This is a genomic window from Jeongeupia chitinilytica (genome assembly GCF_014652315.1).
In the GTDB taxonomy this organism is placed as follows: Bacteria; Pseudomonadota; Gammaproteobacteria; order Burkholderiales; family Chitinibacteraceae; genus Jeongeupia; species Jeongeupia chitinilytica.
The window spans coordinates 159,965-186,011 of sequence record NZ_BMYO01000005.1; the positions used below are offsets into that span (position 1 = coordinate 159,965).

Consider the following 26,047-nt stretch of genomic DNA (forward strand, 5'->3'; position numbering starts at 1 on the left):
AAAAAGTCATGAATCCAGCCATGTGGGTCAGCAAGACCGGCATCCAGGCGCAGGACGCCAAGCTGCAGGCGATCGCCAACAACCTTGCCAACGTCAATACCGTCGGCTTCAAGCGCGACCGTCTGGTGTTCGAGGACATGTTCTACCAGACCGCGCAGCAGCCGGGCGCACAGCGCGACACCAATACGGTGAACCCGAGCGGTATCCAGCTCGGCAACGGCACGCGCCTCGTCGGCACGCAGAAGGTGTTCACCACCGGCAGCCTGCAGACCACCGGCCAGTCGCTCGACGTGGCGATCGTCGGCAACGGCTTCCTGCAGGTCGAAATGGCCAACGGCGAAACCGCGTACACCCGCGCCGGGCAGCTGCAGGTGAATTCGGATGGCCGCCTTGTCAATGCACAGGGCCTGCCGCTGGTACCGGACATCACCATTCCGGCCAATGCGACCAGCGTGTCGATCGGTGACAACGGCATGGTGTCGGTCACGCTGTCGGGGGCGACGCAGCAGACGGAAGTCGGCCAGCTGACGCTGGCGAACTTCGTCAATCCGACCGGCCTGCTGGCGCTGGGCGACAACCTGTATCAGGAAACCACGGCCAGCGGTGCGCCGACGGTGGGCAACCCGGGCGACAACGCACTGGGCAAGCTCAAGCAGGGGGCGCTCGAAGGTTCCAACGTCCAGGTCGTCGAGGAAATGGTCGACATGATCTCGGCCCAGCGGACCTACGAAATGAACACCAAGGTACTGAGCGCGGCGGACAACATGCTGCAGTACCTGTCGCAAGCAGCCCGCTGATGCGCAGCCTGCTGCTCTGCCTGTCGCTGTCGGGTCTGGCAGGGTGCTCGGGCTTCCTGCCGCCGCCGCCGGACGGCAGCTACGATCCGCCGACGCTGGCCGCCAACATGCCGCGCGGCACCTCCGGCGGCGTGTTCACGCCGGCGACGGTGCTGTCGCTGACGTCGGACAACCGGGCCTACCGGCCGGGCGACGTGCTGACGGTGGTGCTCGAGGAAACGACACAGGCGAGCAAGAAGGCCGGCACCAACATCAGCAAGAACAGCGATACCGAAGTCCAGCCGGCGGTGGTGTTCGGCAAGACCTACGCCAAGGCCGAGGCCAGCATGAAGGCGCAGCGCGACTTCAAGGGGGCGAGCTCGAGTACGCAACAGAACGAGCTGCAGGGCGCGATCACCGTGCTGGTGCAGCAGGTGCTGCCCAACGGCCTGCTGCTGGTGAAGGGCGAAAAAAGCCTGTACCTGAATCAGGGCGAAGAGCTGTTGCGCCTCAGCGGCTATGTCCGCGTCGACGACATCGATACCAACAACCGCATTTCGTCGTTGCGCATCGCCAATGCGCGAATCCAGTACGCCGGTACCGGTGCGCTGGCCGACTCGAACAATCCCGGCTGGCTGACGCGTTTCTTCAACAGCCAGTGGATGCCTTTCTGAGAGATGTACAAGATGAAACGGCTGATGATCCAAATGCTGGCCGGAATGGGCATGCTGCTGCTGGCGGGTGCCGCCGGCGCACAGGTGCTGCGCAATCTCGTCAGTGTCGAAGGCGTCCGTGAAAACCAGCTGATCGGTTATGGTCTGGTCGTCGGGCTCAACGGCTCGGGCGACGGCAACCAATCGAAATACACCGGACAGTCGCTGTCGAACATGCTCAAGCAACTCGGCGTGAAACTGCCCGAGCGGATCGACGTGAAATCCAAGAACGTCGCGACGGTGATGGTCAACGCGATGTTCCCGCCGGGCTACCGCAAGGGCCAGTCGATCGACGTGACCGTGTCGTCGATCGGCGATGCGAAAAGCCTGCGCGGCGGCACACTGCTGCTGACTTCGCTGCGTGCCGCCAACGGTGAAATCTACGCGCTGGCGCAAGGCAGTCTGGTGATCGGTGGCCTGTCCGCCCAGGGCAACAGCGGCTCGAGCGTGACCATCAACACGCCGACCGCCGGCCGGATTCCGAACGGCGCAACGATCGAGCGCGAAATCGAAACCGATTTCGACACCAAGCCGACCGTTCTCCTCAGCCTCAAGCGGCCGAACTTCCAGACCGCAACCAACATCGTCGAAGCGATCAACCGCCGCTTCGGCACCAATACCGCATCGACCCGCGACGCGACCTCGGTCGAGGTCGCCATGCCGGATGATCCGACCCGGCGCGTCGCCTTTGTCGCCAAGCTCGAGGCGATGAACGTCGAGGTCGGCATCGACGCGCCCAAGGTCGTGTTCAATTCGCGTACCGGGACCGTCGTGATCGGCAACGGCGTGACGGTGCGACCGGCCGCGGTGTCGCACGGTTCGCTCAAGGTGGTGATTTCGGAATCGCAGAACGTCAGCCAGCCGATGCCGTTCGGCCGTGGCCGGACCGCGGTGACGCCCGAGTCGCAGGTCGATGTCGAGCAGGGCTCGGGGCACATGTTCAAGTGGCCTGCGGGCGCGAACCTGCAGACCATCATCGACACCGTCAACAGTACCGGCGCGACACCCGACGACATCATGGCGATCCTGCAGGCGCTGGACGAAGCCGGCGCGCTCGACGGCGAACTGGTGGTGCTGTGACGAACGTGACGAACACGGGTATCGAAGGCTTCGGCCGTGCGCCGGTCGTCGAGGATTCGGTACAGCCGCTGCCGTCCGCGACCGATCCGGTTTACCGCAAGAAGGTCGAAAAGGCGGCCGAGCAGTTCGAAAGCATGTTCATTGCGCAGATGTTCCGCGAAATGCGCAAGGTCACCCGCGAGATGAGCAGCGAGGACAGCGTGTTCCGGAACAAGGTCGACGGCGACATGCTCGATTTTGCCGATACGGCCGTGGCCGACGTGATGGCCAAACAGCGCTCGTTCGGCATCGCCAACGCCATCCTGCACCAGCTGCTGCCGCCGGACGCTGCACCGGCCGGCAAGACCGGCGGGAAATGACGGGCATCGCCGCCGCCCCCTTGTGTTTAAGGGATGACGCGGGGCGGTCGCCTCTTGATACAGGAAGGCCGGCATGCGTGCGCCGGCCCGGTGCGCGACCGGATCGCGATTGCATCACCCAGGGAATTGTCCAGCCATCATGAACATGATCAATGTCGCCTTGTCCGGCGCGACCGCCGCACAGACCGCGCTGAACACGACCAGCCAGAACATCGCCAACGTGATGACGGCCGGCTACACCCGTCAGGGCGTGCTGCTGGCGTCGGTGCAGCCGGCGCAGGGCGGCCTCAACGCGGCCGGCAATGGCGTCAACACCACGTCACTGCTGCGGTTCAGCGACAGCTACAAGAACCAGCAGATGTGGCGGGCCAATACCGATTTCGGGCGCAACTCGGTCATGCAGCCGTATCTGGACCAGCTCGAACAGGTGATGAACGACGACAACGGCAGCATCAATGTCGCGCTCGACGGTTTCTACAGCGCGCTCAATGCGGCGAGTGTCGATTCGACCTCGACGCCGATGCGCCAGCAGGTGATTACCGCGGCGGACCAGCTGGCGCAGCGTTTCAACAGCATGCAGCAGCTGCTGGCCAACCAGCGCACCTCGATCGCACAGCAGTCTTCCGCGTCCGTGCAGCAGATCAACGGGCTGTCGTCGTCGATTGCCGAGCTGAACCGGCAGATCGCCACCGCGCAGAGCCAGGGGGCGAACGCATCCGGCCTGATCGACAAGCGCGATCAGGCGATCGATTCGCTGGCCAATCTGGTCGACATCCAGATCGTCGATCAGGGCGGCGGCCTGCAGAGCGTATCGCTGCGCGGCGGCCAGCCCCTGGTCGTCGGCACCCGCGCCGCCACCATGTCGGTGCAGACCAACGGCGCCGGCGTGCAGGACTTCACGCTGAAGTTTGCCAACGAAACCTTCGCGCTGCCGGCAAGCACGCTCGGGGGGCAACTGGGCGGCCTGAACGGTTTCGACGTCAACACGCTGCAGCCGCTGATGCAGTCGGTGTCCGACATGGCGAACACCATCGCCACCAAGGTGAACACGCAGCTGGCCGCCGGTTTCGGCATGAGCGGCGCGGCAGGCGGACCGCTGTTCGACTTCAATGCGGCCGGCGGCGCCGGCGTGCTGAGCCTGCACCCGGGCGTACTGGCGCAGGACCTCGGCTTCTCCGGCGATGCGACCAAGCCCGGCGACAACAGCAACCTGCTGGCGGTGATCGACATCAAGAACCAGCCGGTGGCACTGGCCGGACTCGGTACGGTGACGCTGGGCGATGCGTTCACCCAGCTGGTGGGCAACGTGGCAAGCCTGAGCGCGCAGAACAAGGCCTCGCTGGCCACATCGAAAACCGTGCGCACGCAGGCCGAGGAAAGCTGGAAGTCCACCAGCGGCGTGAACCAGGACGAAGAGGCCATGAACCTGCTGCAGTACCAGCAGATGTACCAGGCCAACATGAAAGTGATTGCCGTCGCGAACCAGTTGTTCGACAGCACGCTGCAGATCCTCTGAAGGAAGGCATAGATGCGTATCGCCAGCACCCAGTACAGCGCTTCGATGAACGAAGCCCTCCAGCTTGCCTCGACGCGGCTGGAAGACATCATGCAGCAGATGTCGTCGGGCAAGCGCATCCTGCGCCCGTCGGACGATCCGGTCAGCAGCGTGCGGCTGTCGCGCATGGAGCGCGAGGATGCGGCGCTGACGCAGTACCGCGACAACATCGGTGCACTGAAAAGCCGGTTGCAGCAGAACGAGGCGCTGCTGAGCGGCATGACCAAGGACATGCAGCAGGCGCGCGACCTGCTGGTCTGGGCGGCCGACGGCGGCAACACCTCGGCCGACGTGAACGCGATGTCCAGCTCGCTGCAGTCGCTGCGCGACAGCCTGTTCTATTCGGCCAACAGCAAGGATCAGGAAGGGCGTTACATGTTCTCAGGGACGCTGGTGACCACGGCCACGGTCATTTACGACCCGACCCAGCCGGTGGGATCGCGCTACAGCTTTACCGGCAACACCGACCAGCAGATGGTCGTGGTCGGCAACGGCGTCACCAAGGCGGCCAACCTCAGCCTCGACGAGGTCGCCGGGCTGCTGAACCGGCTCGACGGTACCGTGGCGACACTGCAGACGCCCGGGGTCGACGTCAGCAATGCCGTCACGCATGCCGACATCGCCGGCAGTCTCGACCTGCTCGACACGGTGTTCAATTCGGTGACCGGCAAGATCGCCGATCTGGGTGGCCGGCAGAACACGCTGAGTGCGCTCGACACCAATCATGAGAACGTCAGCCTTTCCAACCAGCAGGCCGCACTGACACTGGGCCAGCTCGACTACGGCAAGGCTGCGGTGGAACTCAGCGGCTACACCACGGCGGTGCAGGCAACCCAGAAGGCCTACGGCCGGGTCAGCCAGCTGTCGCTGTTCAACGTGCTCTGAGTCTTGACCGGCCTCGACATGCAGATCCAGTCGACCGACGTTGTCGGCCCGTCCTCCCGTCCGCCACTGACGGTTGCACCGCTTGCCGTCCCGCCCGCGGCCACACGGACGGTGGCTGTGCGCGACGCGGCAGTACCGGCCGCACCCGCCGGTACTGCGTCGCTCGGGGCCAGCCTGGGCCTGAATCGCACGGTGACCGACGCGCAGCGCGCCTTGGGTTTTCTCGACGAGAGCGCTGCGCGACTGCAGGAGCTGAAATCCGTCATCAGTGCCCGGCTGTCCGGCAAGCCGGGCGATCGGGCGGCGCTGGATGCAAAGCTGGAACGGTTCGACGCATTGTGGCGTTCCCGTGCTGCCGCGACCGGCGGCAGCCTGGATGCCCGCTTGCAACTGGTCGGGCAGGGGAACGCGCAGGCGCGCTTCCGCATCGCCGGACTGGAAAATCTGGCAAGGCTGGCCGAGGGCGGCAACGAGACACTGACGTTCTATCCGGGCGGACTGGGCAAGCCGTCGGTCTCGGTGATGCTGGAGGCGGGCCAGACGCAGGCGCAGACGCTCGGCCGGCTGAACCAGGCGTTGCTACCGGCCGGCGTGGCCGTACAGACCGACGAGCAGGGGCGTCTGACCTTCGCGAGTGCCGAGCGCAACCTGCCCGTGCTGCAGGGCCAACTGATGATCAAGGGCGGCGGCATCCGCTTTCCGAGCGGCCAGCCCAATCGCGTCGGTGTCGAAGTCGTCGACGACAGCATCGTGCCGTCGGGATGGCGTGCCGGCGATATGCCTGCATTGCGGCAGACGCTGCAACAGGTGGTCGACGCGCAGGGCAAGGTCATGCAGGCCCGTGCGGCGGCGCAACGTGCACTGGGTGAGGCAGCCAGCGGGATCGAGACGGCGCGACAGGCCGGCGATCCGGAATGGGCTGCCGGGTTTTCCGGCCGCTTCGGACGCCAGGCCGCCGGCGACTATTCATCGTTTGCGCAACTGGTCCCCGCGCTGCAGGGCATCAGCCGCTACCGCATCCTGTCGTTGATGTCGCTGCGCTGAATGACCGTGACGACGCGACCAATCCATCAAGAGTGGTGTCCATGATCAGCACGCTGCTGGAAGAGGGTGAATGCCTTGCGCCTTACCGGCTGCACGAACGGGCCAGAATTGCCGGCATCCTCAAGCAGCTGGCGCTGACGGCGGTACCGGTGACGGTGCATTTCGACGAAGGCCGCCAGTGCGCGCTGTGCCGGGTGATCCGGATCGACCCGGTGTCCGGCATCTTTTCCTTCAACACGACGCAGCCCGAAGCCTTGTCCGGCCCGTGCTGCTTCGTCACGTCGCTCGAAGGCGCCAAAGTGCAGTTCGTCGTGCCCGAGCTGATGCAGCCGGCCGCCGGCGAGCCGTGGATCGCCGCCTTCCCGCTCGAGCTGATCCGCGTGCAACGGCGCGAATTCAGCCGGCTCGATGCGCCGCTGGGCCGGCAGTACGCCGCCAGCTTCGTGCTCGACGGCCAGACCTACGAGGCCAACCTCTACGACCTGTCGCTGGGCGGTGTCGGGCTGCGGACCACGCCGCAGTGCGCGGCACCGCTGATCATCGGTAGCGTGGTGCCGCAGGTCCGCATGGAGCTCGGTCGCGACGGCGCGCTGGTCGTCGATCTGGAAATCCGCATGCGGCGGACCTTCTACAGCAATCTGCTCGGCGAGCAGGTGCACTTCGGTTGCCGGATGGTCAACGTCCCGACCGCCGCATCGGTCAAGCTCGAGCAGCTTCTGGCCAGCCTGGAAAACGAACGGCAACTGTTCCAGCGCTGATGTCATCGCCACCATCTCCGGATCCGGAAGTGACAAGTCCCGCTGCAAGCGGGACTTCGTTTTCCGGGTAGTCCGGTTGCGGGCTAGCCGGCCAGCCCGCCTGTCAGCGGCCTGCCGTGCAGCGGGGCATGCTCCTCGGGTACGGAGTGCTGATGCGGATGCCGCAGCTTGCTGAGCAGCACGTGCGGGCTGAGGCCATCCTCCGGATGGCTGCAGCTCTGGATGGCCACGTCGAGCGTCACGGCCTGGCCGGCGACTTCGACCGGCGCCTTCACTGCGGACTGAAGTTGTGCATTCAGCTGCGCCGAGTCCGTGGCGGTTTGCGAGAGCACGGCAAAAGCGTGCTGTCCCCAGCGGACCAGCAGATCGTCTTTCGACGTGGCTTCGCGCAGGCGCAGCGCACAGGCCTGGATCAGTGCGCGCTCGTGCTGCCGGCCCAGCTTGTGCAGCAGGTGCTCGCAGCCGTTGATTTCCACCAGTGCCAGCACGAAACGCTGCCGGGTCGCGCCTTCGCCGGTGGTCAGATGCAGCAGGGTTTCCTTCAGCAGCGTGCGGTTCGGCAGCTGCGTTTCGGCATCGGCGTAGGTCAGCTGGTACAGGCGCTCGGCATCCTCCTGCTGGCGGCGCTGCACCGCGGCACGCGCCGAGGCCTGCGCATCGTTGCGCGACAGCATCAGCGTGCCCATCAGGATGACCGCGGTGACGCTGGCTAGCGGCAGTCCGCCCCAGTTGCCGGAAAGGCCGCTTTGCGTCGAGCAGACCGTCTGTGCCGAGAACCGGGCCGCCGCCATGCCGGTGTAGTGCATGCCGACAACGGCAAAACCCATCACCAGTGCAGCCATCAGCCGGGGTTTGCTGAAGCGCTGCGAGTCGTGCGAGCGAAGCCGGAAAGCGATGACCAGCGCGACGGCCGACGCGGACACGGCGATCAGTGCCGAAGCGGCAAAGCGGATCGGGTCGTAGTCGATGCCCGGAGCGATCTGCATCGCGGCCATGCCGGTGTAGTGCATCGCGCAGATGCCGGTGCCCATCAGCAAGGCGCCCCAGACGATCGTCCGGTAGCCCAGCTGCGCCTGGCTGACCGCCCACAGTGCAAGCATCGAGACGACAACGGCGGCAAGCCAGGACAGGAGTGTCAGCCACGGGCTGTACGTGACCGCGATCGGCAGTTCGAACGCCATCATCCCGGTGAAGTGCATCGCCCAGATGCCGGTTCCCATGGCGATCGAACCGACCAGCAACCACTGGCTGGCACGCGCGCCGCTTGACGCCGTGATCCGCCCGGCGAGGTCCAGCGCCGTGTAGGACGCCAGTGAGGCGACCAGATAGGACACCAGAACAAGGAACAGATCGTAGTTGCCGTTCATGGTCGACCCCGCGATGTGTGTATTAGCTATTTCTTATGTTTAGGTGCGAATATATTTCAATGAATGAAAGTATTTTGACGACAGGCGGTGAGGTTGGCCGCGCACAAAGCGCACGCAATGCGCGGTTGCGTGCGATGTCGGGGAGGGTGCGGAAGAGCGGGGCGCCGCCCGTCGGTGGTCGACGAGCGGCGAATCGGGTTCAGCGCTGGGGGGCGTCGGCCAGCCAGGCCAGCCGGTCGTGCAGGGTGACGACGGTGCCGACGATGATCAGCGCCGGCGGTTTGATCGCTTCGCGTTCGATCAGCGCCGGCAGCGTGGCCAGCGTGCCGGTGACGACGCGCTGCTCGGTCGTCGTCGCCTTTTCGACGATCGCCGCCGGCGTGTCGGCGTCGCGGCCGTGGGCGATCAGCTGTGCACAGATGTGCGGTGCCTGCTTGACGCCCATGTAGATCACCACGGTTTCGGACGGGCTGACCAGGCGCGGCCAGTCGAGTTCGATTGCGTCGCCGCGACGGTGGCCGGTGACGAAGGTCACCGACTGGGCGTGGTCGCGGTGGGTCAGCGGGATGCCGGCGTAGCACGAGGCGCCGGAGGCGGAGGTGATGCCCGGCACCACTTCGAAATCGACGCCGTTGGCGGCCAGTTCCTCGATCTCCTCGCCGCCGCGGCCGAAGATGAACGGGTCGCCGCCCTTGAGGCGCAGTACCGCCTTGCCCTCGAGCGCGAGCTTCACCAGCAGCTTGTTGATGTCTTCCTGCGGCAATGCGTGGTTGTTGGACTTCTTGCCGACGTAGATGCGCTCGGCGTCGCGGCGGACCAGCTCCAGAATGGCCGGCGCGACGAGGTTGTCGTACAGCACGACATCGGCCTGCTGCATGAGCCGCAGTGCGCGGAAAGTCAGCAGGTCCGGATTGCCGGGGCCGGCGCCGACGAGGTAGACCGCACCGCGCAGCAGGGCGGCATCATCGGCCTGATCGAGGCGGGCTTCGAGTTCGGCCAGTGCGCCGGCCTCGTTGCCGGCGAGGGCTTTTTCGGCCGCGGCGCCATCCAGCGCGGTCTCCCAGTAGCGACGCCGTGCACGTTCGTCGGCAAAGCGCGCCTTGACCCGGTCGCGCAGTGCGCCGGCCAGCCGCGCGAGTACGCCGTAGCCGTGCGGCAGCGTTGCCTCGATGCGGGCACGCAGCTGGCGCGCCAGCACCGGTGCCGCGCCACCGGTGGAAATGGCGACCATCAGCGGCGAGCGGTCGACGATGGAGGGGACGATGAAGCGGCACTTCTCCGGCGTATCGACGACGTTGACCAGAATGTTGCGGGCTTCGCATTCCGCGTGCACCTGCGCGTTGACCTGCTCGTCGTCGGTTGCGGCAATGACGAGGCGCATGTCCGCCACGTCGTTGCGGCTGAAGGTGCGCGGCTGGTGGACCAGTTCGCCCGCATCACGCCACTGCGCCAGCTGCGGGACCAGCTCCGGCGACACGATGGTCAGTGCGGCACCGGCGGATCGCAGCAGCGTGGCCTTGCGCAGCGCGACGTCGCCGCCGCCGACGATCAGGCAGGGTTGGCGCTGGAGGTCGAGAAACAGCGGAAAGTAATCCATGGACGGGCAGGAGTCGAAAGGGGAGAGGCTCGATTTTCGGCGAAATCCGGCCCCGCGTCCCACGCTTTTTCAGATTGGCTGTTTGCAGGCCGTCAGGAAGGCGGTTATTCAGCCGGCGCGGCAACGCAGGGCCTGGACCGACATCAGCCCTTGCGGATCGGTCCAGCTGGCTTCGACACGCCAGCCGGCACGCGCGGCCAGTGCGGCAAAGCGGGTTTGGGTGTACTTGTAGCTGTTTTCGGTATGGATGCTTTCACCGGTTTCGAAGTCGAAGGTATGACCGTCGACGCGGATGCGTTGTGGCTGCGTGGCGACCAGGTGCATTTCGATCCGGCACGCTGCGCTGTTGTAGAACGCGTGGTGACGAAAGCCTTGCGGATCGAGCTGGGCGTCGAGTTCGCGGCGCATCCGCTCGAGCATGTTCAGGTTGAAACGGGCGGTGACGCCCGCCGCGTCGTTGTAGGCGGCATGCAGCGTTTCGACCGGTTTTTCCAGATCGACGCCGATGATGAAGGCCGAGCCGGGTCCGAGGGTATGGGCGGCACAGGCCAGAAAGTGTTCGGCTTCGTGCGGTTCGAAGTTGCCGATCGTCGAGCCGGGAAAAAAGCCGGCCTTGGCACGCGATCCGGCCGCGGCCGGCAGCGCGAACTCGGTGGTGAAGTCTGCGGCAATCGGCCAGACCGGCAAGGCCGGAAAGTCGCGGTGCAGTTCCTCCGCCTCCTGCTGTAGCAGTTCGGCCGAAATGTCGACCGGTACGTAACCGGCGAGCTGCGGCAGCGCGTCGAGCAGCATGCGGATCTTGGTGCTTGCGCCACTGCCGAATTCGACCAGCACTGCGCCGGCGGGGACATGGTCGGCGATCTCGGCGGCATGGCGCTGCAGGATCGCGAGCTCGGCACGGGTGACGTAGTACTCGTCCAGCCGGGTGATGTCGAGGAACAGGGCCGACCCGATCGCGTCGTAGAAGTACTTGGGCGGCAGGCGCCGCGGCTGCGCGCTCAGGCCGCTGATCACGTCGGTCATGAAGCGGTTCGTCTCGTCGTGCATCGTTTGCGCCCCTTTCAGTCGGCGAGCCGTAGCCCGCTGAACTGCCAGCGCTGCTGCGGGTAGAAGAAGTTGCGATAGCTGGCCCGGGCATGATCCGGCGGCGTGATGCAGGAGCTGCCGCGCAGCACCAGCTGGTTGACCATGAACTTGCCGTTGTACTCGCCCAGTGCACCGGTCGCAGGCCGGTAGCCCGGATAGGGGGAATAGGCGCTGGCAGTCCACTGCCAGACCTGACCGAACGCATCGTCCAGCCGGCCGGTGCCTGCCGCGACTTCCCATTCGGCCTCGTTCGGCAGCCGTCGGCCGGCCCAGCGCGCAAAGGCGTCGGCCTCGTAATAGCTGACGTGGCATACGGGTTGCCGCGGATCGATTTCGCGCAGGCCGCCCAGTGTCAGGCAGAACCAGCCGTCGTCGATCCGGCGCCAGTACAGCGGGGCTTGCCAGTGCCGGGCATGCGCCCAGCCGTCGGACAGCCACAGCGTCGGCGTCGCGTAGCCGCCGTCGGCGATGAACGCCAGCCAGTCGCCCTGATTCACCAGCGAGGTCGCAATGTTGCAATCGTCCAGCCAGACGGCGTGCTGCGGGGCTTCGTTGTCGAAGTGGAAGCCGTCACCGGCGTGGCCGACCCGGTAGTTGCCTGCCGGTAGCGAGAGATTTCCGCCGGAACCCGCATCCGGTTCGGGCCAGCGCCAGCCGGGCTGGACGGCGGGGTGCAGCGGGTTGTGCGAAAACGCGTGCAGGATGTCGGTGAGCAGCAGTTCCTGATGCTGCTGCTCGTGATGCAGGCCGAGTGCCAGAACCGGGATCAGTGCGTCGAGCTGCGCGGCCGATGCGTTGAACAGCAGCGCGGCCATTGCCGTATCGACGTGGGCGCGGTAGTCACCGACTTCGCTTGCGGACGGTCGCGTGATCAGCCCGCGTTGAGGCCGCTCGAAGCGGTCGCCGAGCGACACATAGTAGGAGTTGAACAGGAAGGCATAGCGGGAGTCGAAGCAGATGTAACCGGGGGCGAAGCGCGCGAGCACGAATTGCTCGAAGAACCAGCTGGTATGGGCGCGGTGCCATTTGGCCGGACTGGCGTCGGGCATCGACTGGACCGTCTGATCTTCCGGCGTCAGGCCGGCGGCCAGTGTTTCGGTGTACGCACGGACCTGCCGGTAGCGCGCAAGCCAGTGACCGGCGAGTGTGGGCGGGCTACAGCCGTCCGGCGTCGCTGGGGCGTTCATCGGCGGCTCCTGTCAGGGAGAATGCCCCAACATAGGTCAGCGCAACGGCACCTGCCAGCGACGTCCGCGGGACGGCGGACCTTTGATCTGGCGCACAGCCACCGTGTGGCGACGTGCTACCTTGGCGGCGGGGAGGAAATGACATGATGATTCGGAGTCTTGCCGGGCTGGCCTTGCTGGCTGCGGCGCCGGCATGGGCGGCAACGCCGCAACAGTTGGCCAACAGCAAAAGCTGCATGGCCTGCCACGGCATGACGCAGAAAATCGTCGGACCGGGATTCAAGCAGGTGGCTGAGCGCTATCGCGGTGATCCGGCTGCTGCGGCGAAACTGGCCGCCAAGATCCGCAGCGGCGGCTCGGGTGCGTGGGGCTCGCTGAGCATGCCGCCGGCGGCCGTCAGCGATGCCGAGGCGAAGCAGTTGGCAACATGGATACTGCAGCAGAAATAGCCGTAAAAAAGCCGCCCCGAAAGGCGGCTTTCCTGAGTCCGGCTGGATTTACTCGGCGACGCAGTCGACGAAGTAGCGCTTGATGCCGTCGATTTCCTCGATCACCAGACCGTGGATGTAGGCCTCGAAACCGGGGAAGCGGGCGTTGAACTCGCGTACGAAGCGCACGTAGTCGACGATGGTGGTGTTGAACACCTCGCCCGGTACCAGCAGCGGAATGCCCGGCGGGTAAGGCGTGAACATCACCGCGGTGATCCGGCCTTCGAGTTCGTCGATCGGCACGCGCTGGATCTCGCGGTGCGCCATCTTGCTGAAGGCCTTGGCCGGTTTCATCGCCGGGGTCAGGTCCGACAGATACATCTCGGTCGTCAGCCGCGCGACGTCGCGTGCCTTGTAGATGTCGTGGATCTGCTGGCACAGCTCGCGCAGGCCGATGCGCTCGTACTGAGGATACTGCTGGATGAAGTCCGGCAGGCAGCGCCACAGCGGTGCGTTCTTGTCGTAGTCGTCCTTGAACTGCTGCAGCGCGGTCAGCATCGTGTTCCAGCGGCCCTTGGTGATGCCGATGGTGAACATGATGAAGAACGAGTACAGCCCGGTCTTCTCGATCACCACGCCGTGTTCGGCCAGATACTTGCTGACGATGGCGGCCGGGATGCCGGTGGCGTCGAACTCGCCGCGTACGTTCAGCCCCGGCGTCAGGATCGTTGCCTTGATCGGATCGAGCATGTTGAAGCCTTCGGCGATGTCGCCGAAGCCGTGCCAATCCTCGCCGGCCTTGAGCATCCACGCATCGCGGTGGTCGAGGCCTTCGTCGGTCAGGTCGTCCGGGCCCCAGACCTTGAACCACCAGTCGGCGCCGTATTCCTCGTCGACCTTGCGCATGGCGCGGCGGAACTCCAGCGCTTCGGCCAGCGATTCCTCGACCAGCGCGGTGCCGCCCGGCGCCTCCATCATCGCCGCAGCGACGTCGCACGAGGCGATGATCGAGTACTGCGGCGACGTCGACGTATGCATCAGATACGCTTCGTTGAAAATGTCGCGGTCGAGCTTGTTGTCCTCGGCGTCCTGCACGAGGATCTGCGAGGCCTGGCTCAAACCGGCGAGCAGCTTGTGCGTCGACTGGGTCGAGAACACCATCGAATCCTTGCAGCGCGGCCGGCCTTCGCCGATGGCGTGGTAATCGCCGTAGAAGTCGTGGAACGCCGCATGCGGCAGCCAGGCTTCGTCGAAGTGCAGCGTTTCGATTTCGCCGTCGAGCAGACCCTTGATCTCCTCGACGTTGTACATCACGCCGTCGTAGGTCGACTGGGTGATCGTCAGTACGCGCGGCTTCACATCCGGATTGGCTTCGAGCTTCTCGCGGCAGAACGGGTTGGCGAGCATCTTCTTGCGGATGTTCTCCGGCTCGAACTCGCTGCGCGGGATCGGTCCGATGATGCCGTGGTGGTTGCGGGTCGGTGTCAGGAAGATCGGTACCGCACCGGTCATCATGATCGCGTGCAGGATCGACTTGTGGCAGTTGCGGTCGACGACGACGATGTCGCCCGGTGCAACCGTCGAGTGCCAGACGATCTTGTTCGACGTACTGGTGCCATTGGTGACGAAGAACAGGTGATCGGCGTTGAAAATGCGCGCAGCGTTGCGCTCCGATGCCGCGACCGGACCGGTGTGGTCGAGCAGCTGGCCGAGCTCGTCGACGGCGTTGCAGACGTCGGCACGCAGCATGTTCTCGCCGAAGAACTGGTGGAACATCTGGCCGACCGGTGTCTTCAGGAAAGCGACGCCACCCGAGTGGCCCGGGCAGTGCCAGCTGTACGAGCCGTCCTGGGCATAGTTGACCAGCGCGCGGAAGAACGGCGGCGCCAGCGTGTCGAGGTAGCTTTTGGCTTCGCGGATGATGTGGCGCGCGACGAACTCCGGCGTGTCCTCGTGCATGTGGATGAAGCCGTGCAGCTCGCGCAGCACGTCGTTCGGAATGTGGCGCGCGGTGCGCGTCTCGCCGTACAGGTAGATCGGGATGTCCGGATTGCGGCGACGGATCTCGGCAACGAAGGTGCGCAGGCTGTTCAGCGCGTCCTGCGTTTCCTGCGGCGTGCCGCCGCCGAACTCCTCGTCGTCGATCGACAGGATGAAGCCGGCTGCGCGGCTTTGCTGCTGCGCAAAGCTCGTCAGGTCGCCGTAGCTGGTGTAGCCGATGACATCCATGCCCTCGGCCTCGATGGCCGCAGCAAGCTCGCGAATGCCGGAGCCGCTGGTGTTTTCGGAGCGGAAGTCTTCGTCGATGATGACGACGGGGAAGTAAAAACGCATGCGAGTGTCCTTGTAAGCACAAGCTGCGCTGGCGGCACGGGAGGGCGAGAGGCGCTTTACCCGGCCTGAGGCGCTGAGGTAAATGGGGCGCGGCACCTCTGGCGATCGGGAGGTTGAGTCAACCCCCGTCGTTGCCGGCCTTGGACGTCCCGGAAAGGGCGGTATCTTAAACGACTTTGATTGCAATCATCCAGCGCGAAGGCAATGTGCGCGCAAAAATCGCGATGGCCTGGACGTGGTGGGGCTGGCCGCTCAACGATTGGCCGCGATCGCAGTGCTCAGCAAGGTCTGTTGTGCTTCGCCACGACTGTCCGTCCAGTCGATCCGGACGTCGAGCTGCTTGCTGTAGACGCCGCCGCCGACCGTGCTGTCGGTAATCCGCCATCGGCGGCTGTACGAGGCACCGCTGCCGCTGAGCGCAGTTGCATCCCGGTAGCAGGCACCGGTACCGCTCGCGGCCCCGAGGTCACAGGTGTTGTTGTCCGCCAGCGCCGAATTGGCATAGGCGGTGCCGACACAGAATCCCGTCGGCGGCATCGGCGTACCGGGGGGCGAAGCCGGTGTGATGCACGAGGGCAGGTTGCGAATGGCTTCGACCTGCTGCACCGCATAGGTGATGGCTTCGGATCGTTGCTTGGTGAACCCGGCATTTTCGATCAGCGTCCCCTGGAATCGGCTGATGGCGAGCAGCCCGCTGCTGATGACCAGCAATGAAATCAGCACTTCGATCAGCCCGACGCCGCGTTGCGCATGCATGATCAGAAATCCCTCCATTTGCCCGGCGCACGCTTGAGTACCGGATCCAGCTCGATCTGATCCAGCAGGTTCTTGTCGTAGTAGACGCTGGTCGTACCGTAGTTCTGATAACTGAAACGGTAGCGCGTAACGTTGTGGTTCACGCTGTCGTAGCTGTTGGGCGTGGTCGAGGCGATTTCGTCGCGCCACGCTTTCCAGGGCAGGGCGTGCAGACTGTCCGGCGGATTAACAATCGAACCCTCGATCGCCATGGCACCAGTTACGGCCAGACCGCCGCCGAGCGAGGTCGAGCAGCCGGCAGCGTCGCCAGGGTGGGGCATGTAGCCGGTCCACCAAGTGCTCAGATCGCTGTCACTGGGCCAGTGGCAACGGCTGGAGTATTCGTCACCGACCGCACCGACAACGTAGAGAAAGCCGGTGACGTTGTTGGTGTTGCCACGCAGCTTGAGATTGCCGTTGATGATCAGCACGATCGGTTTGCCGGCAGTGCCGAAGCTGACATTGCCGTTGAGGGTCAGGTCGCCCTCGACCCAGATCACCTGGGTACCCAAGGCGGTGATCGTCGCGGTATCGAGACCGGCACTGGCTGGGAACAGCGGGAGGGGCGAGCTGCTCATGCCGGTGCCATTGCCCTTGTACACTTTGGCCTTGGTGCGCAGTTGGGCCGGTGTCGTGCCGAACGTGGTCTGGAAGAACTGCCAGTCGTCCTCGCCGGCTACCTGATTCGAATCCGCCGGGCAACTGGCGGGTGCCGTGTCACCACTCTTGCAGACGGTGCCCACGCCGTTGGACCCGCCCATGCCGTAACCACCACCGGCCAGTACGCTGTAGGCCGGGTCCGGAGAGCCTGAGTTGGCTGCAACATGTAGCGAACCGTTCTGGTGATAGTCAGCCTTGGACGTCATCGCTGCATTGCGGGAGTTGATTGCGCTTCCCCAGTTGATGCTGGTCTGCAACGTGCTGGTAGCGCTGTCGGCGGCAGAACAGCTGCTGCCTTTTGTGTCGGAGCAACCTTGGCTCGACAGGATTATCGACTTTCCGTCGGCGCCGACGGAAAGCGTGACCGTGTACGCTTCCATACTGGCGCTCAGTGCGGCCGAGAGCGTTCTGCTGGTTGTACTGGCGCTTGCGGCTACCGGGCACGTCTTGCCGCTGCTATTGGCGGTCAGGAAACGAAGATTGCCCGCTGCGTCAAAACACACCAGCCGGGTTGTCATTCCGGCGGTTTTCATGGCGTCTTTGTCGGCCTGCAGCAGGGCAAATATGCTGTCCAGTCCGGCTTCGGCTGCACCCAGGGATTTGGCCGAGTGATAATAGTTGTTGGCCGACTTCTGTTCGATGAAGACCGCACGGTTGGTATAGGCAAAAATCAGGGTGACGATCGCGAGGATGATCACCACGGTAAGCAAGGTGGCAAGTCCTGACTGGCGCCGAATGGAGGACCTGGAAAGCGGGCTGAATGGCATCTCGATGATTCCGGGGTCACGAAGCGGTAGGCTGATTGCGTAACTGGATGCGTTGTTGCAGTGTCAGCGTCGAATCTGGTTTTCCGGTCAGTCTGGCCTGCAGAATCATCGCGATGGCTTGCGTTGCCACACCGGTCGGAAATGCATTGCAGGTTGTCGGCGGGATGTCGTCGGGCGCGGCCGGGTCAACGTAGCAGAACTGGATACGGGTAATTTCGATTTGCGTCGAATCATTGAGTGCTAGCCAGTTGACGCTGCCGCTGACACCGGTACTGCCGGAACAGGTGGTCCCCGTCGCGCTTGACTGACGCAGGTACAGCGTCCGGCCACTTCCCGAATACCAGAAGCCGAATGTTTCGTCAGCGCCCAGTGCGCCGTTACTGTCTCTGTCGTAGCGATAGACAATGCAGGCACCATTGCTGTCCAAGTCGGAGGCGCTGTAAACAGGGTTGCTGGTGGTGCTGCGGAACAATTGCGAAAAATTGGCAGTGTCACTGCTGCTGCCGTAATAGCCGGCCCGGCGGATATCCCGCGTCATCAGGTCCATGATGGTGCGCATGTCCTGATTCAGTCTGGCTTGGCTCAGAACGTCGCGACTGGTGCGCAGATTCGTCAGCAGGTACGTGGTGACCCCGAGCAGCAACACCATGCCAATGGCCAGGGCAACCATGATCTCCAGAATGCTGAACCCTTTCTGCCGGATCAGCATGGCTTGTAACCCGCAACGGGATGACTGCTGTCAGGCGCGCAGACCTGCCCGCGGCCGATGGCATTGATGGTCGTGCGCAGAGTGGGGCCGTTGCCCAGTTCGACGCTGAGTGCGCCGCTGGGCATACCACGGACACGGTCGAAACTGACGCTGGTTCCATTAGTAATGGCGGCGGCGAGTGCGACGTTGCGGTAATCGCTGCCTTGCACCGTTTTCAGGTCGCAACTGGTTGCCGGCGACGTCGAGCAGTCGCAAGCGTTACTGGTCGAGACGCCATAGCACCAGTTGTTCGTGCTGCGCCTGAAAATCACGTAAGTGGACAGATTGCGCTTGATGGCCTCGCTTCGCGCGTACTGCAGGTCGCCGGCCAGGTTTTCGGCGGCGCTTCCGAGTCTTTTGCTCTGGATAAAACCGGCAAGGTTCGGTGCGGCAATACTGAGCACGATTCCGAGTAGCGCAACCACGATCATCAGCTCGATCAATGACAGGCCAATTTCCCGGCTCACTTGCTTCTGCATGACTCGCTACTACCGTCTTGATCCTTGAAGCGTGCATCTCCAGCGTTGACGACTAGTCGCAGAGTCGTGCAGTCGTATTGGTTCGCCTTTTTGTCTGATGCTTGCGATTTGCCTGAAACTGCCGTGGCATTGGCGGAGTAACCGTTTGCCGAGCTGCTACTGAGCGACAGGGCGTAATAGCCGTCGGAGGTCGAGGTAGAGGCATAGCCACCCAAGGTCGAACCCGCGCTGTTGGTGCCGCAGCTACTGGTGCTGCCCAGATTCTGCGGATAGAAAGGGCAGTTAAGCCGGAATCGCTCCATGTCATGCTGGAGTTTTGACAGCGATGTAAACGCATCGACACGCCTGCCTTTGCGTACATATTCCTGATAGTTGGGTAGTGCAATCGCGGCGAGAATGCCGATGATAGCAATCGCGATCATCAGCTCGATCAGGGTAAACCCTTGAGGCTTTTTCATGTCTTCCTCCCATCTCCTCTGCGGGAGATCGGGACATGATAAAGACCCTTGTCAATACAGGGCAATGATTACTTGTAAGCTACCGGCCGGCGTCGGCATATGGCCGACGGTCGGCTTCAGTCAAGGCGCGTGCTTGCGGCGCGTTTGAGGCGGTCGTTGACGGCAAGCCACTCTGGCGTTTGTGGTGGTGTTTCCATCAGCAGTACGTCGTGCTTGCGGTCGTGCCGACGCAGCAGGGCGTACAGCTCCCGCGCGAAATGGGCGGCGTCGTCCGGGAGCGATTGCAGTTCGGCGCCCCGCGGAATGCTGGCTGCCGTGGTGCGCAGAAGCAACAGGACGCGCTCGCCGGAGGCCAGGCGCTGTACGGCCTCTTCCATCAGACGCGGGGCGGATCCGAGCAGCAGCGGGGTGCGCGGCGCGTAGTGCGAGTCGAGCAGGCCGGACGCGCGGATTTTCGCCGTCTTGTTGTTCTGATGGTGTTCCAGTTTGCGACCGAGAAGGGCTTCGATCGCCTCGCGGGGCACGCCGCCGGGGCGAAGCAGTTTCGGTGTGTCGTCGACCAGACTGACGATGGTCGATTCGACGCCGACCGGACTGGCGCCACCGTCGAGGATCAGCGGACTGTCTTCGCCGAATTCATCACGTACATGCTGGGCGGTGGTCGGGCTGACGTGGCCGAACCGGTTGGCCGACGGCGCTGCCAAGCCGCCGCCGAAGCGTTCGAGCAGCGCGTGCGCCAGCGGGTGTGATGGTGCGCGCAGGCCCACGGTGTCCTGACCGCCGGTAACGGCATCCGGAACGTGGGGCTGGCGTTTGAGGATCAGCGTCAACGGGCCCGGCCAGAAGGCTTCGGCCAGCGCGCGTGCTTCCGCCGGAATGTCGATGGCCCAATCGTCGAGCTGGGCCAGGCCGGCGATGTGCACGATGAGCGGGTGGTCGCTCGGCCGGCCTTTGAGTGCGAATATCTTGGCGACCGCTGCCGGGTTGGCGGCATCGGCGGCCAGACCGTAAACGGTTTCGGTCGGGATGGCGACCAGCTCGCCTTGGCGCAGCAGCGCGACGGCATGCTCCAGTTCGTTCATGGCGGGCATTCGGGCATTCAAAAGTGCATTATACCGCGATGGGCCGATATGACGCCGGTGCGGCAAAAACGACAAAGCCGGCGAGGGCGCCGGCTTTGTGGGATTTGCAAGGACTTAGAAGCGCTCCGGCAATTTCTGCAGCAGGATGATGCGCTTGTTCTCGAGCCGGACGTAGCCGCCGAACACCAGCTCCTTGAGGATGCGCGCGATCATTTCCCGCGATGAACCGACCCGGTCGGCGATGGCTTGCTGGGTCAGCGGCTCGGAGATCATCGTGACGTCGTCGATTTCGACGATCATCGTTTCGAACAGGGCACGTACCCGGCCGTAGACGTCGAGCAGTGCAAGGTTCTTCATGGTCGTCGACAGCTGACGGATCATCCGCGCGAGGTTGAGGATCAGCTTGTCCTTCAGTGCCGGGTAGGTGTCGAGTGCGGTACGGAAGTCCTGCTTGGTGAACATCAGGAAGGTCGAGTCTTCCTCGGTCTGAGTCGACCAGGAGCGCGGTTCTTCGTCGAGCATCGAGATTTCGCCGAACACGTCGCCGGGTTCGCCGATCGTGAAGACGAACTCCTTGCCCTGGTTGTCGCTGGTGAACGAGCGTGTCCGTCCTTCGACCAGAACGTACATCGCTTCGCCCGGGTCGCCTTCACGGAACAGGAAGGTGCCTTTGGGGAGTTGCCGCTTCACTGCGGCATTGAAGACGATTTCCAGATCGCTGTCCGAAAATTGCTCGAAGATCGGCAGCTGGGCCAAGAATGTTTTGAGCGAATGTTCCATGAGTAGATGTCCTTAAAGCCCTGTTAGGTCGGCTTTTTAATTGTTGGTGTTCGATGCATTGGCGCCATCGTGTGGTGCCGATGCGACGCTGCTTGCGTGCTCGGTCGACGGTTGGTCGGCCGAATCGGCGGGTGCCGGGACGATATCCATTTTTTTTGCGAGCATGTATTCGTTCATCTCCTTCCAGCCCGAATAGATATCCGCCTTGGCCACCCGGGGGTTACGGCGATAACAATCTTCCAGTGCCCGCCCGCTGTGCCGGCATGCCGCGCCAATTGCCTTGCCGTTTTCCTGCTGCTTATTCAAAAGGCCCGTGACTTGGTCACAGGCCGAAAGCGGAAGGGTCAGCAGCAGGAAAAGCAGGGCGGTGCGCGGGGAAGTGGGCATTGTCAACGGCAGTCTGGTCGATTGGTTTGATTGTAAGCCAATTCGCCCTTATTCGCGTTGACATATGCCGATTGCGCTTGCTGCGATGGCTCAGTTGCCCTGCTGAATGCCGGCCAGTACCCAGCGCGGATCGTTGGGTTTGAGTTTGACGAAGTGCCAGACTTCGGCAAACGGCACCGCCGGGGCGCCCAGAGATTCGCTGACCTTGCCGTAGAAACGGGCGCTGGCAACCAGCTGTCCGTTATCTTCACCGGCGTCGATCAGCTCGACCTGCAGTTCCGGGAATTCGGCGAGGTCCTGGTTGCTGCCGATTTCGGCCTGCAGCGAGGTGAACATCTCCGGTGTCAGATAGTTGCGCAGTTCTTCCAGTTGTTCAGGGCTGTTCAGCGCCTGCATGTGCAGGAAGCTGGCGCGGGCCTGGCGCAGGAAGGCCGCACTTTCGGTGCCATCCGGCAGGCGGGTGATCGCTTGCGCCGGTGCCGCGTTGCCACTTATGCCTTCGCCGAGGCGGAATACGCGTTCGGGTTGCGAGGTTGGCTGGGTCTGCCAGTTCGGACCACCGGCGGCGGCCGGTGCGTAGGCTGCCGGCGCAGCCTGGGCGCGGCGGCGCATGAACATTACCCCGGCGACGGTCAGGCCGCCGAGCAGCAGGATCCAGCCCCACGGGAAGCTGCTGCCTTGGGATTCTGCGGCGCCGGAGGCATTCATCGCCTTGCCGAGCATGTAGCCGCCGGCGGCGCCCACGGCAGCACCGGCGAGGGCAGTGCCGACGCCGCTACGCGCGGGTTGCTGCGCTGGCGTCTGCGCCGGAGCAGGTGCCGCCTGTTGCATCGGCGCTTGCGGCGCCTGTTTGGGGGCGGTGCTGCGTTGCATGCCGGTGGAGCGGCCGCCGCCAATCCGTTTGGCTTCGGCGATCGGACTGGCAAAAAGCGAAATCGTAAGCAGGCCCAGCAAAAGGTGCTGGCGCATCGGCCGGGTTGTCATGAACCGTGGTCCCCTGTGGTGTTGTCTAAGGTGTGTGACTATTGCCACTCTTAGTGGGGGCGATTCGGGACAAGTTCAATCCCGTTGCACAGTTTCGGCAAAAAAGCTGAAGCGATTTAGCTGCGATGGCCGCGTTCGATCGTCACGCCGACGCGCGCAACATCCTGCAGGATGCCGAGTTTGGTCACCGAGACCCGGGTCCAGGGCGCGCCGAAGCGCGCCAGCAGCACGTGCGCAATGAACTCGGCGAGTGCTTCGAGCAGCTGGAAATGCTGCTGCGCGAGTTCGTCGCGCAACGTGCGTACCACGAGGTCGTAATCGATCGTGTCATCCAGATGGTCCGAAGCGCTGGCGCGGTTGGATGGCAGGCCGATGTCGAGGTCCAGCTCGACGTCCTGTTGCGCCACACGCTCCCAGTCGTACCAGCCGATAACGGTTTTGGCGCGAACGCCGTGCAGATAAATGGTGTCCATATCCTGTTGCGGGACTTATGCGGCATTTGGCGCGCTCGCCCCGCAATGACTTACAATGCCAAGCCCGCGATTGTAGTGGATTTGTCCGTGTCCTCGCTAATGCTTGCCCTTGCTGCTTATCTGATCGGCTCCCTGTCGTTTGCCGTGATCGTCTCCCGCGTGATGGGGCTGGCCGATCCGCGCAGCTATGGCTCGGGCAATCCTGGTGCGACCAACGTGCTGCGCAGCGGCAACAGGAAGGCCGCCGCATTGACGCTGGCAGGCGATGCGCTCAAGGGCTGGCTGGCCGTATGGTTGGCGCAGTTGGCGGCACCGGTACTGGGTCTGGGCGATGCGGCGATCGCGCTGGCAGCGGTAGCCGTTGCGCTCGGCCACATGTGGCCGGTGTTCTTCCGCTTCAAGGGCGGGAAGGGCGTGGCGACGGCGGCGGGCATCCTGCTGGCCCTGGACTGGCGTGTCGGCCTGGTGGTGCTCGGCGTCTGGCTGGTGATCGCCAAGGGGTTCAAGATTTCGTCGCTGGCGGCCTTGCTGGCTGCGCTGCTTGCACCGGTACTGGCCTGGTGGTGGATGCCGCAACCGGTGTACTGGTATGCAGTGGGCTTCATCGCGGTGCTGCTGATCGCGCGGCATCACCAGAACATCCGTGGCCTGCTGTCCGGCAAGGAGAGCCGGATCGGCGACAAGGCGCGCTGATCCCGACGCACGCATCGCACCGACGGCGTGACATGGAAAAACGGCCCGCGTGAGGGCCGTTTTTCCAGAGCCGACGACATTCATTTGGCGCGCAGCAAACGCTGTTTCTCGCGGAGCCATTCGCGCTCTTTTTCGGTTTCGCGCTTGTCATGCTGCTTCTTGCCCTTGGCAAGACCGATCTCGAGTTTGATGCGGCCCCGGGTGAAGTGCATGTTCAGTGCCGCGACCGTGTAGCCGGCGCGTTCGACCTTGACGGACAGTTTCTCGATTTCGCTGGCCTTGAGCAGCAGCTTGCGGATGCGGGTCGGATCGGGCAGGACGTGGGTCGATGCGGTGGACAGCGGCGAAATATGCGCGCCGAGCAGCCAGAAGTCGCCCTTGATGTAGCTGACGTAGGATTCCTTCAGCTGCACCCGTCCGGCACGGATCGACTTGACTTCCCAGCCTTCGAGCACGAGGCCGGCTTCGTAGCGCTCTTCGATGAAGTAGTCGTGAAACGCCTTGCGGTTGTCGACAATGGTCATGGCTGCAAATCGAAAGCAAAACGCAATTTTAACCACAGCCCCCGTCCGGGGACGAGGTCAACATGTCTATTTTGGTCATTTACGCTGGCGGCACCATCGGCATGCAGCCCGGTGTGGCGGGCCTGGCACCGGTTCCCGGTGCGCTGACCGGGCGACTGAAGCAGCTGTTGCCGGAGTCGGATCTGCTCGAGTACGACCCCCTGCTCGACTCCAGTGCCATGGGGCCCGCGCACTGGAATCGCATCGCCGGCGACATCGCCGAGCGCGCCGATGATTACGAAGGCTTCCTCGTACTGCACGGGACCGACACGCTGGCATGGACGGCATCGGCACTGGCCTTGTTGCTGCGCGGACTGAACAAGCCGGTGATCCTGACCGGTGCGATGCGGCCCTGGTTCGAGTCGGACAGTGATGCGCCCTGCAATGTTGCGGCGGCGCTTGCGCTGCTGGACAACGCGTGCGGCTTTGCCGAGGTCGGCGTCGTCATGGCCGGCCGGCTTTGGCGCGGTTGCCGGGTCCGAAAGGTCGACTGCGATCACGACGATGCGTTTGCCGCGCCGAACGAGGCGCCGCTTGGTGTTTTCGACGACGGAAGATGGCACCTGGAAGTGGCACGTTTTCGGCGCACGGATCAAGCGCTGCATTTCGAGCCGTTCGACACGGCGGTCCGCGTGCTGCATCTGCAGCTTGCCCCGGGGTTTACCACCGGCTGGCTGGCGTCCGCGCTGCGGCAGGGGCCGCCGCATGCATTGTTGCTGCAAAGCTTCGGCAGCGGCAATCTGCCGTCAGATCCGGCACTGCTCGCGGTGCTGGGCGAGCTGGCAGCGCGCATTCCGGTCGTGAGCCTGAGCATCTGTCCACGCGGACGGGCGCGGCCTGGCCTGTACGCTGCGAGCCTGCAGTCGGGCGGTGGCTTGCTCGACGGGGGCGAAATGACGCCTGAGGCGGCATTGGCCAAGCTGTATCTGGTGCTCGGATACGGGCACGCGAAACGAGCCGGGGCGTTTCTCGACGATTGTGTCGGGGAGCGTGGCGAAGCCGATTCCCCGGTGCGGCCGGCTGTGGTATAGTCCTGTCTTCTATGGCGGGTCTCCCCGCATGGCTAGAAGGTGAACCTGGTCAGGTCCGGAAGGAAGCAGCCACAGCTTTTGATGCCAGTGCCGGGGGTCGGGCTCGCCACCCCAGATTCGAAAAACCGGACTGCTTAGCAGTCCGGTTTTTTTACGCCCGCGTTCTTTGGCTGGATGACGAACGCAAACTTGACCGCGATCAATGCAGCAGGCGCGCTCATGGCGCACTATGGGTTTCGCAAGCTGATGCTTCGTGTATCTCCAGTGGTATTTGAGCGCCGCCTTCCCGCGGCGCTTTTTTTTCGCCCAACGGCCGGAAGTTCCCTGCCCGACGGGGTAGATTTTGGCTTGTTTTCGTCATGGACGCCGCTGCATAATGCCGCATTCTGCAGCTACGGCCCGTCAATGAAGTTCTTCTTCGATCTCTTCCCGATCCTGCTGTTCTTCGGTACCTACTCGATCACCCATGACCTGTTCATTGCAACCGCGGTTGCCATCGTGACCACGGGCGGGCAGGTGGCCTTTTCCTGGTTCCGCTGGCGCAAGGTCGAGCCGACGCTGTGGTTGAGCTTCGGTCTGGTGGCGGTGCTGGGCGGGGCAACGCTGCTGCTGCATGACAAGACCTTCATTTTCTGGAAACCGACGGCGCTTTACTGGGTATTCGCGGTGCTGCTGCTCGGGGCCAAATGGTTCCGCGGCCAGAACCTGATGCAGAAGCTGATGGGCCAGCAGCTGCAATTGCCTGCACCGGTCTGGGACAAGGTCAATCTGGCTTGGGCGCTGTTCTTTGTGGCGATGGGGGCGCTGAATCTGGCCATTGCCTTCCATTTCAGCGAAGAGATCTGGGTCAAGTTCAAGCTTTTCGGGACGCTGGGCCTGACGCTGCTGTTCGTGCTCGGTCAGGGACTGGTGCTGAGCCGTTACCTTGACGAGTCGGCACTCGAAGACAGCGCTTCGAAGCAGGGCAAGGAATAATCC

28 protein-coding genes and 1 other RNA gene are annotated in these 26,047 nt (G+C 63.9%); 13 read left to right on the forward strand and 16 right to left on the reverse strand.

Annotated features, from left to right (window positions below; all coding sequences use genetic code 11):
- The first annotated feature begins 8 nt into the window (after positions 1 to 8).
- The 8 genes from flgG (at position 9) to IE097_RS10565 (ending at position 7,170) form a co-directional block, all read left to right on the forward strand.
- Complete coding sequence (gene flgG / locus IE097_RS10530; protein WP_189460506.1) at positions 9 to 797, forward strand: flagellar basal-body rod protein FlgG; 789 nt, start codon at positions 9 to 11, stop codon at positions 795 to 797.
- Positions 797 to 1,450, forward strand: coding sequence for a flagellar basal body L-ring protein FlgH (gene flgH / locus IE097_RS10535; RefSeq protein WP_189460507.1), 654 nt, complete (start codon positions 797 to 799; stop codon positions 1,448 to 1,450). The genes flgG and flgH overlap by 1 nt, the downstream gene beginning before the upstream one ends.
- 24 nt (positions 1,451 to 1,474) lie before the next feature.
- Entirely contained in the window at positions 1,475 to 2,569 is a 1,095-nt protein-coding gene (locus IE097_RS10540) for a flagellar basal body P-ring protein FlgI (RefSeq protein ID WP_229797532.1), read from the forward strand.
- A 5-nt stretch (positions 2,570 to 2,574) separates the two neighbouring features.
- On the forward strand, positions 2,575 to 2,928 hold the full coding sequence (locus IE097_RS10545; protein WP_229797533.1) for a hypothetical protein: 354 nt from the start codon (positions 2,575 to 2,577) through the stop codon (positions 2,926 to 2,928).
- A 139-nt stretch (positions 2,929 to 3,067) separates the two neighbouring features.
- The gene (gene flgK, locus IE097_RS10550; protein WP_189460514.1) at positions 3,068 to 4,444 is read left to right on the forward strand and encodes a flagellar hook-associated protein FlgK; all 1,377 of its coding nucleotides are present in this window, start codon (positions 3,068 to 3,070) and stop codon (positions 4,442 to 4,444) included.
- A 12-nt stretch (positions 4,445 to 4,456) separates the two neighbouring features.
- Positions 4,457 to 5,368 carry a flagellar hook-associated protein FlgL gene (gene flgL / locus IE097_RS10555; protein WP_189460516.1) on the forward strand — a complete coding sequence of 304 codons (912 nt, stop codon included), beginning with the start codon at positions 4,457 to 4,459 and terminating at the stop codon, positions 5,366 to 5,368.
- Between the two features lie 3 nt (positions 5,369 to 5,371).
- Positions 5,372 to 6,412, forward strand: coding sequence for a hypothetical protein (locus IE097_RS10560; RefSeq protein WP_189460518.1), 1,041 nt, complete (start codon positions 5,372 to 5,374; stop codon positions 6,410 to 6,412).
- Positions 6,413 to 6,453: 41 nt separating this feature from the next.
- Positions 6,454 to 7,170 carry a flagellar brake protein gene (locus IE097_RS10565; RefSeq protein ID WP_189460520.1) on the forward strand — a complete coding sequence of 239 codons (717 nt, stop codon included), beginning with the start codon at positions 6,454 to 6,456 and terminating at the stop codon, positions 7,168 to 7,170.
- Between the two features lie 83 nt (positions 7,171 to 7,253).
- Here the strand turns inward: IE097_RS10565 and IE097_RS10570 are convergent, their stop codons facing one another.
- The 4 genes from IE097_RS10570 to egtB form a co-directional block, all read right to left on the reverse strand.
- Entirely contained in the window at positions 7,254 to 8,537 is a 1,284-nt protein-coding gene (locus tag IE097_RS10570) for an MHYT domain-containing protein (RefSeq protein ID WP_189460522.1), read from the reverse strand.
- Between the two features lie 199 nt (positions 8,538 to 8,736).
- Positions 8,737 to 10,134, reverse strand: coding sequence for a siroheme synthase CysG (gene cysG / locus IE097_RS10575; protein ID WP_189460524.1), 1,398 nt, complete (start codon positions 10,132 to 10,134; stop codon positions 8,737 to 8,739).
- A 108-nt stretch (positions 10,135 to 10,242) separates the two neighbouring features.
- Complete coding sequence (gene egtD, locus IE097_RS10580; RefSeq protein WP_189460526.1) at positions 10,243 to 11,181, reverse strand: L-histidine N(alpha)-methyltransferase; 939 nt, start codon at positions 11,179 to 11,181, stop codon at positions 10,243 to 10,245.
- Positions 11,182 to 11,195: 14 nt separating this feature from the next.
- Positions 11,196 to 12,407 carry an ergothioneine biosynthesis protein EgtB gene (egtB, locus tag IE097_RS10585; RefSeq protein WP_189460528.1) on the reverse strand — a complete coding sequence of 404 codons (1,212 nt, stop codon included), beginning with the start codon at positions 12,405 to 12,407 and terminating at the stop codon, positions 11,196 to 11,198.
- A 143-nt stretch (positions 12,408 to 12,550) separates the two neighbouring features.
- Here egtB and IE097_RS10590 point away from each other — a divergent pair, with 143 nt between their 5' ends.
- The gene (locus IE097_RS10590) at positions 12,551 to 12,856 is read left to right on the forward strand and encodes a c-type cytochrome (protein ID WP_229797534.1); all 306 of its coding nucleotides are present in this window, start codon (positions 12,551 to 12,553) and stop codon (positions 12,854 to 12,856) included.
- Positions 12,857 to 12,904: 48 nt separating this feature from the next.
- On the opposite strand, the gene IE097_RS10595 is transcribed toward IE097_RS10590, so the two are convergent.
- The 11 genes from IE097_RS10595 to IE097_RS10645 form a co-directional block, all read right to left on the reverse strand.
- A complete protein-coding gene (locus IE097_RS10595) occupies positions 12,905 to 15,169 on the reverse strand; it encodes an arginine/lysine/ornithine decarboxylase (RefSeq protein WP_189460530.1) in 2,265 nt (754 codons plus the stop codon).
- Positions 15,170 to 15,421: 252 nt separating this feature from the next.
- Positions 15,422 to 15,925, reverse strand: a complete 504-nt coding sequence (locus IE097_RS10600) for a type IV pilus modification PilV family protein (protein WP_189460532.1) — start codon at positions 15,923 to 15,925, stop codon at positions 15,422 to 15,424.
- 2 nt (positions 15,926 to 15,927) lie between these two features.
- On the reverse strand, positions 15,928 to 17,391 hold the full coding sequence (locus tag IE097_RS10605) for a pilus assembly PilX N-terminal domain-containing protein (RefSeq protein ID WP_189460534.1): 1,464 nt from the start codon (positions 17,389 to 17,391) through the stop codon (positions 15,928 to 15,930).
- A gap of 16 nt (positions 17,392 to 17,407) precedes the next feature.
- Positions 17,408 to 18,100, reverse strand: coding sequence for a PilW family protein (locus tag IE097_RS10610; protein WP_189460535.1), 693 nt, complete (start codon positions 18,098 to 18,100; stop codon positions 17,408 to 17,410).
- Positions 18,094 to 18,618, reverse strand: a complete 525-nt coding sequence (locus tag IE097_RS10615; RefSeq protein ID WP_189460826.1) for a GspH/FimT family pseudopilin — start codon at positions 18,616 to 18,618, stop codon at positions 18,094 to 18,096. Before IE097_RS10615 ends, IE097_RS10610 begins: the two co-directional genes overlap by 7 nt.
- Positions 18,603 to 19,076, reverse strand: coding sequence for a type IV pilin protein (locus IE097_RS10620; protein WP_189460537.1), 474 nt, complete (start codon positions 19,074 to 19,076; stop codon positions 18,603 to 18,605). The genes IE097_RS10615 and IE097_RS10620 overlap by 16 nt, the downstream gene beginning before the upstream one ends.
- A gap of 116 nt (positions 19,077 to 19,192) precedes the next feature.
- Positions 19,193 to 20,158: an L-threonylcarbamoyladenylate synthase gene (locus IE097_RS10625; RefSeq protein ID WP_229797535.1), complete on the reverse strand. Its 966-nt coding sequence runs from the start codon at positions 20,156 to 20,158 to the stop codon at positions 19,193 to 19,195.
- A 114-nt stretch (positions 20,159 to 20,272) separates the two neighbouring features.
- Positions 20,273 to 20,938 carry a Crp/Fnr family transcriptional regulator gene (locus IE097_RS10630; protein WP_189460541.1) on the reverse strand — a complete coding sequence of 222 codons (666 nt, stop codon included), beginning with the start codon at positions 20,936 to 20,938 and terminating at the stop codon, positions 20,273 to 20,275.
- 36 nt (positions 20,939 to 20,974) lie between these two features.
- Positions 20,975 to 21,325 (reverse strand): hypothetical protein, encoded by a 351-nt coding sequence (locus tag IE097_RS10635; protein WP_189460543.1) that lies wholly within the window; start codon positions 21,323 to 21,325, stop codon positions 20,975 to 20,977.
- A 90-nt stretch (positions 21,326 to 21,415) separates the two neighbouring features.
- Entirely contained in the window at positions 21,416 to 22,309 is an 894-nt protein-coding gene (locus tag IE097_RS10640) for a Tim44 domain-containing protein (protein WP_189460545.1), read from the reverse strand.
- A gap of 116 nt (positions 22,310 to 22,425) precedes the next feature.
- Positions 22,426 to 22,782: a dihydroneopterin aldolase gene (locus IE097_RS10645; RefSeq protein ID WP_189460547.1), complete on the reverse strand. Its 357-nt coding sequence runs from the start codon at positions 22,780 to 22,782 to the stop codon at positions 22,426 to 22,428.
- Positions 22,783 to 22,869: 87 nt separating this feature from the next.
- Between IE097_RS10645 and plsY the strand changes: the two genes are divergently transcribed.
- Positions 22,870 to 23,475 (forward strand): glycerol-3-phosphate 1-O-acyltransferase PlsY, encoded by a 606-nt coding sequence (gene plsY / locus IE097_RS10650; protein WP_373295743.1) that lies wholly within the window; start codon positions 22,870 to 22,872, stop codon positions 23,473 to 23,475.
- Positions 23,476 to 23,555: 80 nt separating this feature from the next.
- Here the strand turns inward: plsY and smpB are convergent, their stop codons facing one another.
- The gene (gene smpB, locus IE097_RS10655; protein WP_189460551.1) at positions 23,556 to 23,999 is read right to left on the reverse strand and encodes an SsrA-binding protein SmpB; all 444 of its coding nucleotides are present in this window, start codon (positions 23,997 to 23,999) and stop codon (positions 23,556 to 23,558) included.
- Positions 24,000 to 24,061: 62 nt separating this feature from the next.
- On the opposite strand from smpB, the gene IE097_RS10660 reads away from it, so the two are divergent.
- The 3 genes from IE097_RS10660 to IE097_RS10670 all read left to right on the forward strand — a co-directional run bounded on the left by IE097_RS10660 (position 24,062) and on the right by IE097_RS10670 (position 26,044).
- Positions 24,062 to 25,069: an asparaginase gene (locus tag IE097_RS10660; protein ID WP_189460553.1), complete on the forward strand. Its 1,008-nt coding sequence runs from the start codon at positions 24,062 to 24,064 to the stop codon at positions 25,067 to 25,069.
- Between the two features lie 13 nt (positions 25,070 to 25,082).
- An RNA gene (gene ffs / locus IE097_RS10665) (signal recognition particle sRNA small type) lies at positions 25,083 to 25,180 on the forward strand.
- Between the two features lie 294 nt (positions 25,181 to 25,474).
- The gene (locus IE097_RS10670) at positions 25,475 to 26,044 is read left to right on the forward strand and encodes a septation protein A (protein WP_189460555.1); all 570 of its coding nucleotides are present in this window, start codon (positions 25,475 to 25,477) and stop codon (positions 26,042 to 26,044) included.
- Positions 26,045 to 26,047 lie beyond the last annotated feature (3 nt).

Excerpts from the sequence above, each read along its gene's own strand:
- IE097_RS10565 (WP_189460520.1), top strand. The coding sequence starts at position 6,454 with ATGATCAGCACGCTGCTGGAAGAGGGTGAATGCCTTGCGCCTTACCGG.
- IE097_RS10595 (WP_189460530.1), bottom strand. The coding sequence starts at position 15,169 with ATGCGTTTTTACTTCCCCGTCGTCATCATCGACGAAGACTTCCGCTCC.
- IE097_RS10670 (WP_189460555.1), top strand. The coding sequence starts at position 25,475 with ATGAAGTTCTTCTTCGATCTCTTCCCGATCCTGCTGTTCTTCGGTACC.
- egtD (WP_189460526.1), bottom strand. The coding sequence starts at position 11,181 with ATGCACGACGAGACGAACCGCTTCATGACCGACGTGATCAGCGGCCTG.
- flgG (WP_189460506.1), top strand. The coding sequence starts at position 9 with ATGAATCCAGCCATGTGGGTCAGCAAGACCGGCATCCAGGCGCAGGAC.
- IE097_RS10610 (WP_189460535.1), bottom strand. The coding sequence starts at position 18,100 with ATGCTGATCCGGCAGAAAGGGTTCAGCATTCTGGAGATCATGGTTGCC.
- flgK (WP_189460514.1), top strand. The coding sequence starts at position 3,068 with ATGAACATGATCAATGTCGCCTTGTCCGGCGCGACCGCCGCACAGACC.
- IE097_RS10600 (WP_189460532.1), bottom strand. The coding sequence starts at position 15,925 with ATGCATGCGCAACGCGGCGTCGGGCTGATCGAAGTGCTGATTTCATTG.
- flgL (WP_189460516.1), top strand. The coding sequence starts at position 4,457 with ATGCGTATCGCCAGCACCCAGTACAGCGCTTCGATGAACGAAGCCCTC.
- IE097_RS10540 (WP_229797532.1), top strand. The coding sequence starts at position 1,475 with ATGATCCAAATGCTGGCCGGAATGGGCATGCTGCTGCTGGCGGGTGCC.
- IE097_RS10630 (WP_189460541.1), bottom strand. The coding sequence starts at position 20,938 with ATGGAACATTCGCTCAAAACATTCTTGGCCCAGCTGCCGATCTTCGAG.
- smpB (WP_189460551.1), bottom strand. The coding sequence starts at position 23,999 with ATGACCATTGTCGACAACCGCAAGGCGTTTCACGACTACTTCATCGAA.
- IE097_RS10640 (WP_189460545.1), bottom strand. The coding sequence starts at position 22,309 with ATGACAACCCGGCCGATGCGCCAGCACCTTTTGCTGGGCCTGCTTACG.
- egtB (WP_189460528.1), bottom strand. The coding sequence starts at position 12,407 with ATGAACGCCCCAGCGACGCCGGACGGCTGTAGCCCGCCCACACTCGCC.
- IE097_RS10570 (WP_189460522.1), bottom strand. The coding sequence starts at position 8,537 with ATGAACGGCAACTACGATCTGTTCCTTGTTCTGGTGTCCTATCTGGTC.
- cysG (WP_189460524.1), bottom strand. The coding sequence starts at position 10,134 with ATGGATTACTTTCCGCTGTTTCTCGACCTCCAGCGCCAACCCTGCCTG.
- IE097_RS10605 (WP_189460534.1), bottom strand. The coding sequence starts at position 17,391 with ATGCCATTCAGCCCGCTTTCCAGGTCCTCCATTCGGCGCCAGTCAGGA.
- flgH (WP_189460507.1), top strand. The coding sequence starts at position 797 with ATGCGCAGCCTGCTGCTCTGCCTGTCGCTGTCGGGTCTGGCAGGGTGC.
- IE097_RS10660 (WP_189460553.1), top strand. The coding sequence starts at position 24,062 with ATGTCTATTTTGGTCATTTACGCTGGCGGCACCATCGGCATGCAGCCC.
- IE097_RS10615 (WP_189460826.1), bottom strand. The coding sequence starts at position 18,618 with ATGCAGAAGCAAGTGAGCCGGGAAATTGGCCTGTCATTGATCGAGCTG.
- IE097_RS10635 (WP_189460543.1), bottom strand. The coding sequence starts at position 21,325 with ATGCCCACTTCCCCGCGCACCGCCCTGCTTTTCCTGCTGCTGACCCTT.
- IE097_RS10590 (WP_229797534.1), top strand. The coding sequence starts at position 12,551 with ATGATGATTCGGAGTCTTGCCGGGCTGGCCTTGCTGGCTGCGGCGCCG.
- IE097_RS10625 (WP_229797535.1), bottom strand. The coding sequence starts at position 20,158 with ATGAACGAACTGGAGCATGCCGTCGCGCTGCTGCGCCAAGGCGAGCTG.
- IE097_RS10645 (WP_189460547.1), bottom strand. The coding sequence starts at position 22,782 with ATGGACACCATTTATCTGCACGGCGTTCGCGCCAAAACCGTTATCGGC.
- IE097_RS10620 (WP_189460537.1), bottom strand. The coding sequence starts at position 19,076 with ATGAAAAAGCCTCAAGGGTTTACCCTGATCGAGCTGATGATCGCGATT.